The 16,281-nt window shown below is 63.9% G+C and carries 14 protein-coding genes and 4 tRNA genes; 6 read left to right on the top strand and 12 right to left on the bottom strand.

What is annotated here, in order from left to right; translation table 11 throughout:
- The first annotated feature begins 3 nt into the window (after positions 1 to 3).
- Positions 4 to 1,023, top strand: a complete 1,020-nt coding sequence (locus P0D62_RS02000; RefSeq protein WP_275700928.1) for an alpha/beta hydrolase — start codon at positions 4 to 6, stop codon at positions 1,021 to 1,023.
- A gap of 40 nt (positions 1,024 to 1,063) precedes the next feature.
- On the opposite strand, the gene P0D62_RS01995 is transcribed toward P0D62_RS02000, so the two are convergent.
- The 5 genes from P0D62_RS01995 to P0D62_RS01975 all read right to left on the bottom strand — a co-directional run bounded on the left by P0D62_RS01995 (position 1,064) and on the right by P0D62_RS01975 (position 3,902).
- Positions 1,064 to 1,137: transfer RNA gene (locus tag P0D62_RS01995), tRNA-Phe, on the bottom strand.
- 25 nt (positions 1,138 to 1,162) lie between these two features.
- Positions 1,163 to 1,236 (bottom strand) — tRNA-Asp (locus tag P0D62_RS01990).
- 134 nt (positions 1,237 to 1,370) lie between these two features.
- Positions 1,371 to 1,443 (bottom strand) — tRNA-Glu (locus P0D62_RS01985).
- Positions 1,444 to 1,539: 96 nt separating this feature from the next.
- A complete protein-coding gene (locus P0D62_RS01980; protein ID WP_275700927.1) occupies positions 1,540 to 2,931 on the bottom strand; it encodes an SH3 domain-containing protein in 1,392 nt (463 codons plus the stop codon).
- Between the two features lie 341 nt (positions 2,932 to 3,272).
- Complete coding sequence (locus tag P0D62_RS01975; protein ID WP_275700926.1) at positions 3,273 to 3,902, bottom strand: hypothetical protein; 630 nt, start codon at positions 3,900 to 3,902, stop codon at positions 3,273 to 3,275.
- A 45-nt stretch (positions 3,903 to 3,947) separates the two neighbouring features.
- Here P0D62_RS01975 and P0D62_RS01970 point away from each other — a divergent pair.
- Together P0D62_RS01970 and P0D62_RS01965 are read left to right on the top strand one after the other, a co-directional pair.
- Positions 3,948 to 4,020, top strand: a tRNA-Lys gene (locus P0D62_RS01970).
- Positions 4,021 to 4,095: 75 nt separating this feature from the next.
- Positions 4,096 to 4,665 (top strand): hypothetical protein, encoded by a 570-nt coding sequence (locus P0D62_RS01965; RefSeq protein WP_275700925.1) that lies wholly within the window; start codon positions 4,096 to 4,098, stop codon positions 4,663 to 4,665.
- A gap of 219 nt (positions 4,666 to 4,884) precedes the next feature.
- On the opposite strand, the gene P0D62_RS01960 is transcribed toward P0D62_RS01965, so the two are convergent.
- Complete coding sequence (locus P0D62_RS01960) at positions 4,885 to 5,580, bottom strand: CPBP family intramembrane glutamic endopeptidase (protein WP_275700924.1); 696 nt, start codon at positions 5,578 to 5,580, stop codon at positions 4,885 to 4,887.
- A 405-nt stretch (positions 5,581 to 5,985) separates the two neighbouring features.
- Positions 5,986 to 7,716 (bottom strand): DUF2306 domain-containing protein, encoded by a 1,731-nt coding sequence (locus P0D62_RS01955; RefSeq protein ID WP_275700923.1) that lies wholly within the window; start codon positions 7,714 to 7,716, stop codon positions 5,986 to 5,988.
- A gap of 133 nt (positions 7,717 to 7,849) precedes the next feature.
- Between P0D62_RS01955 and P0D62_RS01950 the strand changes: the two genes are divergently transcribed.
- A complete protein-coding gene (locus P0D62_RS01950) occupies positions 7,850 to 8,611 on the top strand; it encodes a TetR/AcrR family transcriptional regulator (protein ID WP_275700922.1) in 762 nt (253 codons plus the stop codon).
- 57 nt (positions 8,612 to 8,668) lie between these two features.
- On the opposite strand, the gene P0D62_RS01945 is transcribed toward P0D62_RS01950, so the two are convergent.
- The 4 genes from P0D62_RS01945 to P0D62_RS01930 all read right to left on the bottom strand — a co-directional run bounded on the left by P0D62_RS01945 (position 8,669) and on the right by P0D62_RS01930 (position 12,220).
- Positions 8,669 to 9,067 carry a hypothetical protein gene (locus P0D62_RS01945; RefSeq protein ID WP_275700921.1) on the bottom strand — a complete coding sequence of 133 codons (399 nt, stop codon included), beginning with the start codon at positions 9,065 to 9,067 and terminating at the stop codon, positions 8,669 to 8,671.
- Between the two features lie 125 nt (positions 9,068 to 9,192).
- Positions 9,193 to 9,633, bottom strand: a complete 441-nt coding sequence (locus P0D62_RS01940; RefSeq protein WP_275700920.1) for a hypothetical protein — start codon at positions 9,631 to 9,633, stop codon at positions 9,193 to 9,195.
- Positions 9,634 to 9,740: 107 nt separating this feature from the next.
- Positions 9,741 to 10,187 carry an SRPBCC family protein gene (locus P0D62_RS01935; RefSeq protein ID WP_275700919.1) on the bottom strand — a complete coding sequence of 149 codons (447 nt, stop codon included), beginning with the start codon at positions 10,185 to 10,187 and terminating at the stop codon, positions 9,741 to 9,743.
- Positions 10,188 to 10,630: 443 nt separating this feature from the next.
- Entirely contained in the window at positions 10,631 to 12,220 is a 1,590-nt protein-coding gene (locus P0D62_RS01930; RefSeq protein ID WP_275700918.1) for an AraC family transcriptional regulator, read from the bottom strand.
- Between the two features lie 159 nt (positions 12,221 to 12,379).
- Here P0D62_RS01930 and P0D62_RS01925 point away from each other — a divergent pair, with 159 nt between their 5' ends.
- Positions 12,380 to 13,396 carry an ABC transporter substrate-binding protein gene (locus tag P0D62_RS01925; protein WP_275700917.1) on the top strand — a complete coding sequence of 339 codons (1,017 nt, stop codon included), beginning with the start codon at positions 12,380 to 12,382 and terminating at the stop codon, positions 13,394 to 13,396.
- A 95-nt stretch (positions 13,397 to 13,491) separates the two neighbouring features.
- On the opposite strand, the gene P0D62_RS01920 is transcribed toward P0D62_RS01925, so the two are convergent.
- A complete protein-coding gene (locus tag P0D62_RS01920) occupies positions 13,492 to 15,090 on the bottom strand; it encodes an AraC family transcriptional regulator (protein ID WP_275700916.1) in 1,599 nt (532 codons plus the stop codon).
- Positions 15,091 to 15,219: 129 nt separating this feature from the next.
- Here P0D62_RS01920 and P0D62_RS01915 point away from each other — a divergent pair, with 129 nt between their 5' ends.
- A complete protein-coding gene (locus tag P0D62_RS01915; RefSeq protein WP_275700915.1) occupies positions 15,220 to 16,278 on the top strand; it encodes an ABC transporter substrate-binding protein in 1,059 nt (352 codons plus the stop codon).
- The last annotated feature ends 3 nt before the right edge of the window (positions 16,279 to 16,281 follow it).

Here is a 16,281-nt window from a genome sequence, read left to right as displayed (position 1 = left end):
GCGATGGTCGAGTGGCTCCCAGACGCGGAGCTCGCAGGATACGAACTCACCACTATTCCGCTGCCGGACGAACCCACCTATGACTTCGAGCCCGCCGGCTCGCTAGTAGCGACGGTCGTGCGCAGGAATTCCCCGACGGGGCCTCGTGCACTGCTTTATGTGCACGGCTGGAACGACTATTTCTTCCAGACTCATCTGGCAGATTCTGTCGCGCGTGATGGTTTCGACTTCTATGCCCTCGAATTGCGCCGTTATGGTCGCTCTTTGCGAGGTGGTCAGCTGGCCGGATATGTCGCTGCTCTCGAAGACTATTTCGCGGAGTTCGACGCCGCATACGAGTTGCTTCGAGATCAGGGCTATCGGGAGATCGTCTTGATGGGGCATTCGACGGGTGGTCTCGCTGCCGTTTTATACGCCCATGAGCGTCCGGGGGCCTTTTCGGCCGTCGTGCTCAACGCGCCCTGGATCGAGATGCAGGGCTCTCCGGTCCTCCGACCGGCGGCGCAGCCTGTGTTCAACGCGATGAGCGCCGTGGCGTCCACCAGGACGCTCGTCATGAGCGATGGCGGCTTCTACGCGCGCACGATCTCCGCGGCCTTGGAGGGGGAGTGGGACTACAACCCGAAGTTCAAAGGCGATCCCGCCTTCGGCATCAGGATCGGGTGGTTGAAGGCCATCATGGCTGGTCAAACCCGGGTTGAGCACGGACTGTCCGTCGATTGCCCAGTGCTCGTGCTGACGGCTGAGCGCAGTGATTTCTCGCGTAAGTGGCACGAGGGACTCAGGACGGCCGACGTCGTGCTGGACGTCGAGCGGATCGCGTCGCGTGTGCATCGTCTGGGCCACCACGTCACGCTAGTGCGCATCCCGGACGCCGTGCACGACATCGTCTTGTCGGCCGCTCCCGCACGCGCGATGTTCTTCGACGAGGTGAGTAGATTCCTCGGTGCCTACAGCAGGGTTCCTGAGCCGCGGGAAGAGCGGGAGGAAGAGCCCGAAGCGATCGAAAAGGTAACCGAATAAACAAAAGCCCCACCGTGGTGGGGCTTTGATTTTGCTTTTGTGGCCAGGGCCGGGGTCGAACCGGCGACCTCTCACTTTTCAGGCGAGCGCTCGTACCAACTGAGCTACCTGGCCGACCGAGTGGCTTTCACCACTCTAGCGACCCCGACGGGACTCGAACCCGCGACCTCCGCCGTGACAGGGCGGCGCGCTAACCAACTGCGCCACGGGGCCAATTTCTTGGCCTGTCGGGCGAACCCGACTCGGTAAACCTTACTGGCAGATTGGGCTGATGTAAAATCCGCCGTTCTCTGCCGATTTACCGGCATTCTTCGGTCAAGAAGAATGAGTCGTCCGAAGACGTCTCGCATCCCCAACGGGATTCGAACCCGTGCTGCCGCCGTGAAAGGGCGGAGTCCTAGGCCGCTAGACGATGGGGACTAGCTCGGAAAAGTTTAGGGGGCGAGCGGGGTGCTGTGCAAGCCAGCGGGCCGGCACCTTGCGGGTACCGGCCCGTGCGGGCGTGCGGGAGATGGCTCAGTAGGTGTTGATGTGGACGTGGTCCTTGTGGTTGGCGGTATCGCCGCCGCGGCTGGCCATGTGGCGCCAGCCTTCGCTGTTGCGCGCGACGCTCCAGATCTTCTGGTCCCAGATGATGTAGCTGACGCCGAACTCCTTGGCGTTGTCGCGGAAGAACTGGGCGATCTCGTCGCCGACGCGATTGTCCTTGCGGTAGTTGGGGATCATCACGTCGATGGCGCGGCCGGCCGGGTGATCGGGGGTGACGTCGCGGCGCCAGCCGTACATCGTCCTGATCGCGGGGTAGTTGTCCCAGACGTACCAGGCGATGCGCTTGGCGTCGTCGTTCACCTTGTCGAGGCCGCTGGAGTAGCCCTTATTGATGTTGGCGCGATCGGTGGTGGACGACGGACCCTTGACCAGGCCACCGCCCGCCGCTGGGGGAGTGGTCGTCGGCTTGGTGGTGCTGGTGTAACGCGAGGTGACCCAGCGGCGTGCACCGTTGTGGATGATCTCCGCGCGTCCGTTCTCGATGGTGCCCGTGACCTGGATCTTCGATCCTCGCGGGATCTCGGTCGAGTGGGACAAGCCGCTGCTCTTCGCCCACACGTTGAGATCGGCGGTGGCGTATCGGGTGGACGTCTTGGGCTGCGACGACGGGGCCTCCGGCGTGCTGTCCTCTTCGACCGCCGTCAGGTAGCGGTTGTTGACCCAGTGGACGTTGCCTTCCCAGATCACCTGGGCCATGCCGTTCTCGACCTTGCCGGTGAGGTCCAGGATGGTGTTGCGGGGCACGTCTCCGAGGGATTGGAAGGAACTCGTCGACGTGGTGCGAATCATGAGGGCGGTGGTCGCCTTGCCCTTGCTCGTGACCTTGGGAAGCGTGGCAGGATTCGATGGCTTGCTCTCAGAGAGGTAGGAGCTGGCGACCCAGTGTTCCTTGTCTCGCCACAGGATCTGGGTGAAGTTCCCGCTGATCTTGCCGGTGAGCGTCAGGGCGGTGCCCTTGGCGGCCGTGCCCACCTTGCTGTAGCTCGTGCCCGGGCCGGTTCGAACGTTCAGTGTGCCGGTGGTGTAGGCGGTGCCCGTCGCGCCGGAGTCCTGCACGGGCGCCGAGGTTGTCTTCCCGCTGAGGTACTTGCCGAAGACGTAGGCCTTCTGCCCCTGGTAGGTGACCTCGGTCCAGCCGTCGTCCGAGGTGCGGCCAGCCGTCACTTCCTCGCCCGAGCTCAGGATGGTGAGGCTCTTGGCTGATGTGGAGGGTTCGCTTCTCACGTGCACGCGGGTGGTCGCCGTCATGGTGGTGTCGGCATCGGCGAGTGGTCCCAAGACCAGCGACCCCGTCGTCTGCAGAAGCAGCGCCAGTCCTGCCGCCGCACCGCACGCTCGTAGGCTTCTTACTGCCCTCATGAGTCCTCCTCAGAACCCCCGGCACTTCCGATGTGCTCGGGAGGTCTCCCTCGCTGGTCCTTGATGGTTTCCCCCACCTGCACCCTGGACATTAGGAGGGGCGCTGCTTGGCCACAAGGCTGGATCTGAGAATTTCCTGAATGGACAAATGACTATGGTGAAATCGTGCAAAATATGCTATGCCTACGGTGGTAGCGCTCTGACTAGGTGCAATGCGCCAGATGTCGACTAGCCAAACGTCGAATGTCCCTTTGTACCTAAGACAAAAGTGAGTACGACTTAAGTATACCTAAACCTGAAGTTTAGGTTCAGGGTTTCGGGTCGTCGAGAGGCGAGGGAGGCTAGTCCTCGTGTGGGAAGGCGGGCTCCACCCAGCTGCCTCGTGCCTCGCTGATCCAGCGGCGAGCCCTGCCGAGAGCGGCGGCGGGAACGTAGCCTGCGGACAGGTCGCTGGGTGAGAGTATCTCTGCCCCGCACCAGGTCGCGAGTTCGGCCACATCGGTCTCCGACGCCGTGCAAGCAAGGACCGGCATGTTCAAGGCGCGTCGGTTCGCCGACAGGGTCGCGAGCACGTCGGGGGAGTACGACGGTGCCACGAGTGCCAGCGGGGCGTCGATGGTGGCGCGCCCGAGCGGGCCGACGAGCTGGCGCATATCCAGGACAGGCCCGTCCACCACCAGCACGACCGCGTTCTCCCATTGGGCCGTGGTGCCGTGGGTACGGAAGTCTGGGTGGGCGTACCCGAACTCGAATCGTCGTCCTTGCTTCGGCCACGGATTAGCTGAGGCCTGGGGCTCGGGAAGATGGTCGATGTCCTCCTGCGTGAGGAAGGCGGGCGAGGAGTCGCCTGGTGCTGCCGACTGCGATGGTCCCTCGGTGCGGCGTCGCCGTCGCAGGTCGACGACGACCGCTCCGGCAAGCAGGGGGATCCCGATGCCAAGGGCTATCAGTAGCCACATCCAGTCCGCCATGCCTCCAAGTGTCCCTCACCTGCTGCCCGCCGCTATGCTGGACGGGCCCCTATAGCTCAGTTGGCAGAGCAGTGGACTTTTAATCCATGGGTCGCGGGTTCGAGCCCCGCTGGGGGCACTCAATGCGCGATGTTCGAAACTGCGACACACGAGACAGCGTCGCGGTTTCGTTCTCGCCCCCTGTGCCGTCGCCGTGCTCGTCGCGCGCGAGGGCTTCCTGCTGGACGCTCGGGTCCAGCAGCACCGTGAAGGGCTTCGCGAGTTCGGCCTCAAGTTGCTTGTACTCGCCGATGCGGATGCGAGTGAAGAACGCCTGGTTCGCCAGGCGGCGGTTCTGGTCGTTGCAGCCCGCGTAGATACGTCCGATGTCGGTGGCGAGGTCGAGGCAGTCGTCGATGTGGTTGCGGGCCTCGGTGTAGTCGTTGTTATGTTCCGCGAGCCGCTCGTCGAGGTCGGCGCGGAGCCGATCCTGGTACTTCTTGAACTGCTCGAGGCTCAGCGCGTCTTTCAGATGCGACTCGAGGAGACGGTCTTGCTCGGCCAGGTTCTCGGTGCGCCGAAGCGTGAGATCTGCGGCCTCGGTCGACGCGGCTTTCGTGAGGCGATCCAGTGCATGATGGAGCATGCCGCGCAGCGCATCTCGAGTCGCCGGGTTGATCTGACCGGTCTTGACGGCACCTCTGTCGCCTGCGCCAGCACCCTGAGCGGGACACCGACACCAGCGAACAGGGCCTCCTCCGACAGCAACGTGGTCACGATATGAGCTCCTACTGGCTCCGCATCTGCCCGCGACCGGCAGGTGTGCTCATGTCCGCCGCTGTCACCGTGATGGTCTCAGTGGCTACAAGCGTTTTGTCCAGTCGAATTATTGGCACTCGAAGCGCGATGGCCCCTAAATGTTCCTGTGCTTCGGACCGCCTCTTGATTGCTGGGTTCATGAGGCTTCGTCCTTGCTCCTCGCGTTCGCTGCTCTTGCTCGCCGTCACGAGAAAGCGAGGCCACTCACCACGGCGAACACCAACACGAGCACGACGACCCCTTCGATTGCGTGCAAGATCACCGCGAACCAGATGGTGCGATACCGCCGAGCTGCCCAACTGAAGGGCAGTGCTGTGAGGAGCACGATCGGCAAAGTCCAGAGCTTCTGCGTGTGGTAGATCGTGAACAAGACAGCGTTTGCGAGCCAGTCCCACCGGCCGAACACGCCCTGCATGCGTGGTAGCAGCACCCCGCGGAAGAACAGCTCCTCGCCCAGTGCGTAGTTAAAGACGAAGCTGATCACTGCAACGGCGAAGATCCACCATTGACCGGTGAACGCAGGATCGGCGAGTCCGCTGATGCTCGCGCCTGTGAGTTCGGTGAGTCCGACGGCCTCCATGAGTGACGTCAGCAGATCACTGGTGAGGGTGAGAACAGCGAAGGCCGCGGCGATTGGGATGAGCATCCACCACAGGCGGGGTCGTGGGTTGCCGGTTCGAGGATCGCGAGGCTGTTGCGCCCAGATCCTTGGGGCGATGACGGACCATCGCAGGGTGCCTAGCTCTTGGTGCAGCAGGATCAGTGAGAACACGAATTGCCAGATCATGCCACAGGTCATGAGCAGCCAGAACAGCATGCCCGAGTTCATCGAGGTCACCGTGCTGAGCATCGGCCAGACGACCCAGACGAGGATCGCCATCGGCCCTGCGACACCGAGCCAGACGAGCAGAGTGTTTCTCAGTGAGAGTTGCTGAAGCCCGCCCTGCGCTGCTGCGCGAGCCCCAGGATCCTGAGGCACTAGTGCTGCAGGAGCTGTCTGGGAGAACTCGCTGATGGTATGGGTACGGGGCGTGTGCCTGGAGTTTGGCATGAAATTGCTCTCTTTCCGCGCTCAGTCGTGCTTCTTGTTTCCTGTTCGGCCGCTCCATTCGAGTAGCCAGATGAACAGCACTACCTCGCCGATGAAGACGAACTCTTCGCGACCGACAGGTGTGCAAATCTCCGCCGCTATCACCGTGATGGTCTCAGTGGCTACAGGCGTTTCGTACAGTCGAATTTCTGGAACTCGTGGAGCGATGGCCCCTACGTGTTCCGGTGCCTCGGACTACGCCGATGCGATCCGAAGGACCACGCTCCCGCGTTTGCGGCCCAGGTCGACGTAGCGATGGGCTTCGACGATGTCGGCGAGGTCATACGTTCGATCGATCGTCGGCTTGAACTGACCGCTCTCGGCGTGGGCCACAAGGTGGGCAAGGTCCTCTGCGCGATACTTCCCGACCATCGCGGTGCAGAACTTTCCGGTGCGGCGAGTGCGCCACGCCGACAGTGCGACTGCGGCAAAGTCTGCGGCGACGTGAAGCACAGCACCGCTTGGTTTCGCAACGCCCGCGAGACGTGCGAACGGCACGTTTCCTACGCAGTCGATGACAGCGTCGTAGCTGAGGCCCTGAGTCGTGAAGTCTTCGCTTTCGTAGTCGATCACATGATCGGCACCGAACTCCGTGACCAACTCTCGATTCTTCTCGCTCGTCACCGCTGTCACCTCGGCATTCAGCTGCTTCGCGAGCTGCATGGCGGCAAGGCCGACGGCGCCGGATCCGCCGTTCACGAGAACCGTGTCGCCCGGAGCGATCTTGACCTGGTTCATGAATCCGAGCGCCGTGATCCCACCGAAGATGAGAGATGCCGCCGCGTCGAAGTCCAAGTTCTGTGGCTTCAAGGTGATCGCGCCGTCGGCTCGAATGATCGCGTACTCCGCGTGTCCGCCATATGCGCTGCCAGGCATGGCGATCACTTCGTCGCCGATACTGAGGTTCGTGACGTCATCGCCGACAGCGTCGACCACGCCTGCGAAGTCCATGCCGAGCACGGGGCGACTCGGGCGGCGGAAGCCGATTGTGAAGCCTGAAAGAAGTCGCAGGCCGGAAGGAATGTCGCGGCTCCGTGCGCGGTGATCAGCGGCGCTGACTGTGCTCGCCAATACCCGCACCCGCACTTCCCCGGCCTGGGGTGCGGGTCTCGCAACCTCTGCAACCGTGACGACCTCGGGTGCTCCAAAGTGATGGTAGGTCGCGGCTCGCATGGTCTCGGAATGCGACTCTGCACCTTCTGCTCGTTCGACGCCCGCCTGGACATATGCGCGAGTAGATCCCTCTCGGGATCCCGCAGCCGTCGATCGGCGGCGTCGGCGGAGGATCGCGAACTCCGCCACGAGCAGGTTGACCACCCAAGCCGCGGCCATCGTCGCAGCGCGGGCAAGCTGATCCACTGACCCGAACGCCGCTGTCACCGGCATCAGCAGAATCGCCTGCGTGCCGGCACCGAGCCCAAGAGCGTATGCCCGCGTCATCCAATCGCCATGTGTTGCGAGGTCGCGTCGGCGGATCGCGCCGAAGGCGATCAGGAGACTGGCAACCATGGACCCACCGAAGAAGAGGCGCACGAACAGCAGGACAGTGCCGTCATGCGCGGGCAGGTCGTAGAAAACGGCCATCCACATCCCTGACAATGCCGAGAGGAGCCCGACTGGAACGATCACGCGACCGGCCATTCGATGCCAGCGGCGCTGGCGACGCAACGCGGGAACGAACTGAAACGCGCCGAGCAGGCAAAACAGCGTCGCGGTGACGATATGAACGACTACGGGTACCGGCGAATCGAAGAAGCGAGCGTTGCCCGGCGTGACCACCGCGCCACCGGTCAACTCGGCAAGGCGCAATGATCCGGCAATGATCGGGATCAGGCTGACCAGGATCAGACCCACCGGCACGAGCCACTGGGTGCGGGACGGTCGAGTGCCTCCCGTGAGTTCTAGGGGGACTGTGGAGGCGTTCATGGATTCCTGCTCCTTCACTCCGACGTGTACACCGTACACATTGAGTGTCAGGCTAGTGTGTACGTTGTAAACTTGTCAAGTCGAGCCCGGGTGGAGCCGAAGGTTCGCCAGACTCTCTGAGTGGAGGTGCCAGATGGCGAAGGACGACAGCCAGCATCGCGTGCGCCTGAACCGTGACCGCGTGCTGCAGGCAGCCGTGACACTTGCCGATGAGATCGGCATTGATGCGCTCAGCATGCGCCGCCTCGCTCAGGAACTCGATGTGGTGCCGATGGCCCTCTACAGGCACGTCGCCAACAAAGAGGAGCTGCTCGACGGCATGGTGGAAGTGCTGATCGGTGAGATCAATCCCGCTCTTGAGGGTGCGGATTGGAAGGCGACTGTGCGGCATCGCGTGCTTTCCGCGCGGCGCGCGCTCCTGCAGCATGCGTGGTCGCGGCAGGTCATCGAAACTCGCACGAACAAGACCCCTGCGGTGCTCGCATATATGGAGTCGATGATCGGCATGTTCCTTGCCGGCGGGTTCTCCGCCGACCTCACGCACCACGTCATGCATGCGCTCGGCGGGCGGATGTGGGGTTTCACCCAGGAGCTCTTCGATGAGTCGCGCGTCCCGTCCCAGGAAGCAGCGAGCACCATCTCGCCGGAGATGCAGGCACAGATGATGCAGCAGATGGCACAGGTCTATCCCAACATCGTACTGATGGCGGGTGTAGCCCAGCACGACGATTCCGTCGTGGGCCACGGATGCGACGATGAGTTCGAGTTCGCGTTCACCCTCGATGTGATGCTCGACGGCTTCGAACGCCTGCACGAGCACGGATGGACATCGAAGAGTGCGCGACAAACGAGGGGACGTCGGAACCGCCATCGTGGTCGGTCACATGAAGAATGACCTCGCGCTCCTTCAGAACAGCGAGCAGACGGCTGATGTTGTCGGCATCCAAGCCACTCACGATGAGATCCGTGTAGATGGAGGCTTCGCGCACTCCGATTCCACCCCGCGCACCTCTTCTCTGCCGCACAGCCACGGAGCATGAGAGCGGTTCAGCACGATCCCTTCATCGGGCAGGTTCTTCAAGTTCCGGGCTCTTGGACAGCGCACGAGCTCGAACCAGTGGCGGGCGAAGCTCCACACCGCGCTCTCGCGATGCACATTGAACGCCGCAGCGACCTCGCGTATCGAAGCGCCAGCCTCGTAGCGGGCGACCATGTCGACAGCCATCTGCGGGGTGACCGAGTTTTGAACCTTCTCAATCGCGGCGACCACACGTCCTCGTGGGTCAGTAATCTGGGTATAGGTGCCCGGACCGCGATCCAGTTCGATCCCGGCCTTTGCCCGAGAAATCAAGGCTTTCAGGGCACGGGACGACTTTCGAACATTATCTAATATGGAGCACGGGCTCTACGAGGGGAAAGTGGGGCGTCGATGAGGCAGGGGTAACGGATTCAGCGCAGCCTGCCGGTGTCGCTCGTCTACAGGTCGAACTCCGCCAGGATGTCGTCCATCTCCTGGTCGGTGGCGCTCCACGGGCGACGGATCTCAGCGAGTTTCACAAGGCCGAGCACGGCAACGGGATCTTCCGCGTAGAAAGTGGCGCTGCCGGACCTGGCCAGGAATCCGCCGGCGTTCTGCTCGATCGACATTCCTAGCTCTCGGAGGGCGAGGATCGCAGGAACCACGGTGTTTCCGGTCTGTGAGAGATCGACTCCGCCGACGCGGGCGGCGAAAGAGGCTGCGGAGAGGCCGCCCGCGGGGCACCCGCCTGCGCCGCACTCTTCGTCGGGGTCGTCACGGTGCTCGAAGGAGTAATGGAAGCACACCTGGTGCATCTGCTCGAAGACGTCATAGAACTCGGCGTTGACGCTCACGCGCTGGCCGCACCGGTGACAGATCGGTGTGGGGGAATCGTCCATCGCAGAATCGTAGCCCGCGCTAGTGAGGGCATCGATGCGGGGCTCAATGGTCTGATCCAGGATCCCGGGCGCTCGCCGCATAACCGGGACTCGGACTGCGGCGATCTCTACTCCGTCGCGATCCGTTCGAGTTCGTCGATGAACGACTGCCAGCCCGCGATGAGGCCTTGCTGCTGCTCCGGCGTGAATCCTGGGGTTTCCTGCATGAAGTGCAGCCGGGTTCCATCGGCGATAGCGGTCAGTTCGACGACGATCTTCGCTCGGGTGGGCTCGGCAGGGCGATCGGTGAGGGTGAACACGAGACGCCTGTCGGGGACGACCTCGATGAAGTCGCCGGCCCAATCGATGGTGGCTCCGTTCGGCAGAACCATCTGTGCCGCCCAGGTGCGACCTGGCTCGGCGACGAACTCGAGCGTGGTGAGCGGTACTTCGACGTCTTTTCCACCGAACCATCGTGCGAAGTGCTGAGGCGTCGTCCAGGCTGAGAATACTGCTGCGGGTTCTGCGGCGAGGTCGCGGTCGATCTCGATGCCATCGATGGTGATTCCGGTCATGGTTGAGCATCCATTGCGGAACATGGCCTGTCAACTGCGCGCATGCAGGCCGCCCGAGAGCTGTCGCTCGACGGCCCGCCCTCGTGGTCTGTCAGCGCATCGACCGAGGTCGTCGAACGCGCTTCTTCTCGAGGTTGGCCGCGCGCAGCCTGCCGATGTCGCTGGCGAGGGGATCGATGGCGTCGACGGCTTGAACCAGGATCCCGAGGGCGCGCAGAACCTGGGTGACATTCCAGAAGCTGACACCGGGGTTGCCGGACTCGATCTTGCGGAGCCTAGAAGTAACAAAACGCGGGGCTCGGAACTAACAAAACGCGGCTGCTTAGTTCAAAAACGCGGGCGGCCGGTCCGCTGGCAACGCGAAAGCGGAGCCGGATGTGCAACTGGCGACCGCGAACGTCACCGCGATGCGACGCCTTTCGGCTCCGGACTCTGGATCTGTCTCAGTCCTTCGTGAGGTGCTGTTCCTGGTACTCGCGCGGTGAGAGGCCGTGGAAGCGGGAGAAGGCGGTGCTGAAGGTGGGGAGGTGGGTGTAGCCGACGCGGCGGGCCACGGCGCTGGGCTTCGCGCCGCCGCCGAGCAAGTCGCGGGCGATGCGCATGCGAGCCGCGTAGCACCAGCGGGCGAAGGTCATTCCGGTCTCGGCGACAAAGATGCGCTGGATGTCGGCCGGCACGTCGAGTCTCGACGTGCCGATCCGTCGCAGGTAAGTCATCGCGAGTTCGCGCGCATGTGGATTGGTGGGCATCGGCACCGATAGCGCTCGTTGTGTGGCGACCTGGTCGGCGAACAGGTCGAGGACGTGTCGGGGGTCGTAGCCGTCGGGGCGCAGCAAGGAGCGGGCGCTGATCGAGCAGAACATCAGGTAGTCGTCCCATGCGGGGGAGAACCGTGCCTGTAACGGTCTGGTCAGTTGTAGGTCGGCGGTGCTGGCTTCTCCGAGTGGGAGGGAGATGGAGTCTTGGTGTAGCCCTGTGACGTGCTCGACGCCGGCAGGGATCCAGGTTGCGACGCCTCGTCGCCGCTCGTAGCGCCGACCCCTGATATCCAGGTATCCGCTACCGCGATACATCCAGCTGAGCACATGTGTGTCGTTGGTGTGCGAAGGCGTCCGAGCCGCGGGCAGCATGTGCGGTGCCGCAGCGGAAACATCACCTCCTCGTATCAGGCGCGCCAGATTGTCCGCTTGACGTGCCGCAGCTGCGCGGCCATTGTCGCGATCATCGGCCAGACGAGCGGAGAGCTCCCGACTGAACCGATAGGGAGTCGACCCGAACTGACGCTTGAAGGCGTCGTCGAAGCCTCCCCGGCTGATGAAGCCCACCCGCGCGGCCACCTGAGCGATCTCATAGCCCGCCACCAGGAGTTCGACTGCCGCGTGCAATCGGCACCGCTGCCGCCATTGCATGAAGGTGAGCGCTGTGTCGGTGAGGAACTGACGTAGCAGGGTGCGCGGGCTGGAGAGCACCTGCGTCGCCCATTCTTGGATGGTGAAGTCGAGCGCAGGGTCACGGATCAGTTCCTCGGCGACCCTCCGGGCAGCCCCGGTCCTTGGCATCGGCGGCGGGCCGAGTGTCAGCGGCGAGAGGGCCTCCTTTGTGTGCCTTGGCGGTGCCGCTTGAGCACCGGGATGACGGAACAGGCCGGTGATCGTGTCCTGAGAGTATCCGCGCCCGCTGAACGGCGTGACCTGCAGATTGAAGTACTGGATCAGCCAGTCGCGCCAGCCGTCCGGAACCTCGAAGCGAGTCGGCTCGGTCGGCAACCCGCCGCCGGGTTCGAGCCAGAGCGGAAAGGCGACGGAGCCCGGCTCGGTGACGATGCCTCGATGCCGATACCCACCCACCGTGAGCAGAGCTCCCTGCCCGGCAGAAAGGTGGAAGGCCACCGCGTGATCGACAACCGCGTGCGCAGAGCCAGCATGCACCCAGACCAGCAGTGGGTGGAGATGGACCCCCGTCCAGTCCAGCCGCGCCGCGGGGATCGATGGCGGACCGTCGTCGTTGAATGCGACTGCCGGAGAACCCACCATCTCCTAACTATATGGCGTTTTCTCCGTACTATTTAAGATTAGGTTTCCCTAACCTTACTAGGGCGACCTGCTGCCGATCGTGCGCGGGCGCCCCCCTCGATCTGATCGGAAACGGATTGCGTCCGTATGCCGACGACCTCAGTAAGGAACATCACAACCATGACCTCACTCCGCCGCCGCAGGGCGGCCTTTGCTGCCACACTGCTGAGTGCGACCCTTGCCCTCACTGCCTGCAACGGAAACCCAGGCTCCGGTGAGCCGGAGACCGGTGCGCCAACCGTCGGCCAGACGACGACCGCCGAGGCGACGGCTGCCCAGGCCAAAACGGTCGATGCGGACAACGGAACGATCGAGGTGGCCGCTGACCCGCAACGAGTCGTCACACTCGGCTCTGCGACGGTGCCGTACATCGACCTGGGCGGAGCGCCTGTGGGAGCGACGGAGTTGAGCGGCTTCCTTTTCGACAAGTTGAGCGCGGAACAGCAGGCGGCCTATGGAGGCGCGACGATCGTCGGGACGAGTGCCGGCGAGGTCGACCTTGAGAAGATCGCGAGTCTCGAACCGGATCTCATCCTGATGTTCCTTCAGCAGGAGGACTACGACGCGATAGCCACAGAGCTGCAGGCGATCGCGCCGACGGTGTTCTTCAGCCTCGCGACCGACGGCACCACCGCCGCGGCTGGAATGGCAAAGGCCAGCAACAAAGAGGTTGTCTTTGGTGAGCAGAAGAACCAGTTCGAGGAGAAGGTTGCGGCGATTAAGGGCACTTATTCGGAGCTCATCGCCAGCACGGCGTTCGTCAATCTCAATCGCTGGGCGGCGACCGAGCCCGGGATGTTCGTCGTCGATAACAGTGGATGCGCCGAACTCGCGGTGTCGGAACTCGGCATCACACTCCCAGAACTCGCCGATGATGCGGCCTTCGAGGCCCGGTCTTTTGAACAGCTTGCGGAGTTGTCGCAGTACGACGCGATCCTGTACCCCGTCGATAAGGAGGGTCAGGTGCAGGTCGACTTCAAGCCGGTGGTGGAAACCAACACCTGGCAGGCGCTTCCGGCGGTCGAAGACGGCCACGCTCTGGGAGTTTTCTGCGCCAGCAATTCCTCCTATGGACTGGCTACGAAGTACCTGGACTCGGTCGAGGCCGCATTGGCGGCTCTGTCCGCTAAGGAATGACGGTCCCGCCTCAACGGGAGAACGGTCCGGGCGCCACGACGGCGCCCGGACCCCGTCGTAGACGAGCGCCGACGGGTCCTCCGCGGTCTGGGGCGTCAGGTGCCGTCGGTCTCGCGTTCTTGGTACTCGCGGGGTGACATTCCGTGGAAGCGGGAGAAGGCGGTGCTGAAGGTGGGGAGGTGGGCGTACCCCACCCGGCGGGCGACGGCGCTCGGTTTGGCTCCTCCGGCCAGGAGGTCGCGGGCGATGCGCATGCGTGCAGCGTAACGCCAGCGGGAGAAGTTCATGCCGGTTTCTTCGCGGAAGGTCCGCTGGAGCTCCGTGCTGAGGTCGTGAGCGGGTGATCCGCCCGATGAGCCGATGCGGCGGAGATACTCCATCGCCACCGCACGTGCGCGTGGATCGGCGGGCATCGGGACCGACAAGGCACGCTGCGCGGCGAGCTGCTCACTGAACAGGCCGAGGATGTGCCGTGGGTCGTAGCCGTCGGGGTGGAGGTGTGTGCGGGCGCTGATGGAGCAGAACATCAGGTAGTCGTCCCATGCGGGGGAGAACGGCACCTGCAGCGGTTCGGTCAGCGAGAGGTCGGCAGGGCTGGCGTCTCCGAGGGGCAGCGATACCGAGTTCGCGCGGAGACCTGTGACGTGCTCCAGCCCTGCGGGGATCCAGGTTGCGACGCCCCGCCTCCGCTCGTAGTGGCGATCGCCGATGTCCAGAAAGCCGCTGCCTCGGTACATCCAGCTGAGCACGTGGAAACCGTTTGTATGCGGGGGCGTGCGCATCGCCGGCAGCAACTCCGGCGCGGCGGGGCCGTGATTCCTCCGCACCATGCGCATCAGGTCGTCTGTCCGGCGTGCCGCTGCGGTGCGCTGCTCCGCGTTGGCGCCGGCAGAGATCTTCTTGGTGAGCTCGTGGGGTGTCATCCCGTACTGCTGTTTGAACGCGCGCGTGAAGCCGTTTCGGCTGCCGAAGCCCACCAGTGCCGCCACCCGATCGACGCTGTACCCGGCGGCCAGGTGCTCGACGGCTGTCGTCAGTCGGCAGCAGAGTCGCCACTGCTGGAACGTGAGACCGGTGTCGGCGAGGAAGGCGCGGAGCAAGCTGCTCGGGCTGGTGAGCGCCCGGGTCGCCCACTGCTCGACGGTGAGGTCGAGGGCGGGGTCACGGATCAGTTCCTCGGCCACCGCCCTGGCTCCTCGGGCCTTCGGTATCGGGGGTGGCCCGAGCGTGGTGGGCGAAGGTTCGGTGTTCCCGTCTTGGGGCGGTATGGGCGAGCGTCGGCCGGGGTGGCGAAGCAGGTCGGTGATCGCGTCAGGGGAGTACCCGCGACCGCTGAATGGGGTGGATTGCAGGTTGAAGAGCTGGATCAGCCAGTCCTGCCAGCCGTCTGGAACCTCGAATCGCGTGGGTCCCGATAGCGACTCCACGCCCAAACCGGAGTGGAACCATAGCGGAAAAGCGACGGTGCCCGGTTCCGTGACGACCTCGTGGCGATCCCAGGTGTCCTCTGGGATCCAGAGGCCTTCGCCGGCAGTGAGGAGGAAGGTCGCAGCATTGTCGATGCGCACGCGCGCGTCGCCGGTGCGCACCCAATACAGCGCCGGGCGGCGGGGTGGAGGAGTCGAATCTGATCGTGTTCCCGGAATCGTCGGCGGCTCGCTGGTGCCGACGGGGCCGGGATAGCTGCGCGACATTGCCTAAGTATATGACGTTTCCCGCACACCAAACCAGATGAGGGTTGCCTAACCTTATCACTGGCCATTTCGCCGACACCGCGCGGCCTCGTCGCCCACGGAGCAACCCAGAGAAAGAAGAACACCACCATGACCATGACGCTCCCGAGGTGGCGGAGTGCATTCCTTGCCGCTGCGACCGTGATCGCTGGGCTCATCCTGACCGCTTGTTCGCCCGCCACCACACCTGCCCCGTCATCCGACGCGACGTCGGCGACGGCGTCGTCTGACCCGACGGCTGCTCCGTCATCCGATGGTGCGACGCGCGTGGTATCGACCGCTCAGGGGGACGTCACCATTCCGACGAATCCCGAGAAGATCGTCGTGGTGAACGCGGACCTCACGGGCTACCTCTACGCGCTGGATATCCCCGTGTACGCGAGCTACGGTCAGGCGAACATCTCCGACAGCGGGTACCCCAGCTGGGCCGAGCATGCGGAGCGGGACGCAACTCAGGTGATCGAGGGCTTCTCGGAAGACGGCATGAACGTCGAGGAGATCCTCGCGCTGGACCCCGACCTCATCGTCGGGGGCGGGCAGGGGCTGATCGGGAGCAACGCGCGAGACGCCTATGACGAGTTGAGCAAGGTTGCGCCGACAGTTCTGGTCGGCACCGATGCTCTGACTTGGCAAGATCACCTTTCCTTCTTCGCGGACGTCTTCGATGTCGCGGATCGCGAGGCTGAACTCGTCAACACGTTCAACGCACGTGTGACGGAGGTCTCCGCCGCGATCACGCTTCCGGAGAACCCCGTCGCCTACCTCATGTTGCTGGAGAACGGCGACCCCTTCCTGTTGCCCGAGGACTCCGATCTCCCGCAACTGCTCGCGCAGCTCGGCTTCGAACCGGACACGGTCGTCGCCGATCATCCGGAGTACGCCGATGCCGCCTTCGGTTCAGGGGACACGATCGAGCTATCCCGAGAGCAGGTCATCGAGGCGTTCACCGCGCCCACGTTGATCTACCTGGGCTGGCAGGGCGGGGACATCGTCAAGCCCGCGCCCGACGCGCTCACCGGGGATCCGATCTACAGCACCCTTCCAGCCGTCAAGAGCGGAAATGCCTTTGAGCTGCCGTACTGGGCGTTCAGGACCGACTACCTGCGCAGCCTCGCGCTGCTCGATCTCATCGAGGAGCAGTTCTCATAGACC

Source organism: Tessaracoccus caeni, assembly GCF_029211185.1.
Taxonomy (GTDB): domain Bacteria; phylum Actinomycetota; class Actinomycetes; order Propionibacteriales; family Propionibacteriaceae; genus Arachnia; species Arachnia caeni.
Note: the sequence above shows the minus strand (reverse complement) of the source record. Positions and strands in the feature narration are given on the sequence as shown.

Bases quoted from the DNA above. Each gene is read 5' to 3' on its own strand.
- P0D62_RS02000 (WP_275700928.1), top strand. From the start codon at position 4: ATGGTCGAGTGGCTCCCAGACGCGGAGCTCGCAGGATACGAACTCACC.
- P0D62_RS01980 (WP_275700927.1), bottom strand. From the start codon at position 2,931: ATGAGGGCAGTAAGAAGCCTACGAGCGTGCGGTGCGGCGGCAGGACTG.
- P0D62_RS01975 (WP_275700926.1), bottom strand. From the start codon at position 3,902: ATGGCGGACTGGATGTGGCTACTGATAGCCCTTGGCATCGGGATCCCC.
- P0D62_RS01960 (WP_275700924.1), bottom strand. From the start codon at position 5,580: ATGGCGATCCTCGTCTGGGTCGTCTGGCCGATGCTCAGCACGGTGACC.
- P0D62_RS01955 (WP_275700923.1), bottom strand. From the start codon at position 7,716: ATGAACGCCTCCACAGTCCCCCTAGAACTCACGGGAGGCACTCGACCG.
- P0D62_RS01950 (WP_275700922.1), top strand. From the start codon at position 7,850: ATGGCGAAGGACGACAGCCAGCATCGCGTGCGCCTGAACCGTGACCGC.
- P0D62_RS01940 (WP_275700920.1), bottom strand. From the start codon at position 9,633: ATGGACGATTCCCCCACACCGATCTGTCACCGGTGCGGCCAGCGCGTG.
- P0D62_RS01935 (WP_275700919.1), bottom strand. From the start codon at position 10,187: ATGACCGGAATCACCATCGATGGCATCGAGATCGACCGCGACCTCGCC.
- P0D62_RS01930 (WP_275700918.1), bottom strand. From the start codon at position 12,220: ATGGTGGGTTCTCCGGCAGTCGCATTCAACGACGACGGTCCGCCATCG.
- P0D62_RS01925 (WP_275700917.1), top strand. From the start codon at position 12,380: ATGACCTCACTCCGCCGCCGCAGGGCGGCCTTTGCTGCCACACTGCTG.
- P0D62_RS01920 (WP_275700916.1), bottom strand. From the start codon at position 15,090: ATGTCGCGCAGCTATCCCGGCCCCGTCGGCACCAGCGAGCCGCCGACG.
- P0D62_RS01915 (WP_275700915.1), top strand. From the start codon at position 15,220: ATGACCATGACGCTCCCGAGGTGGCGGAGTGCATTCCTTGCCGCTGCG.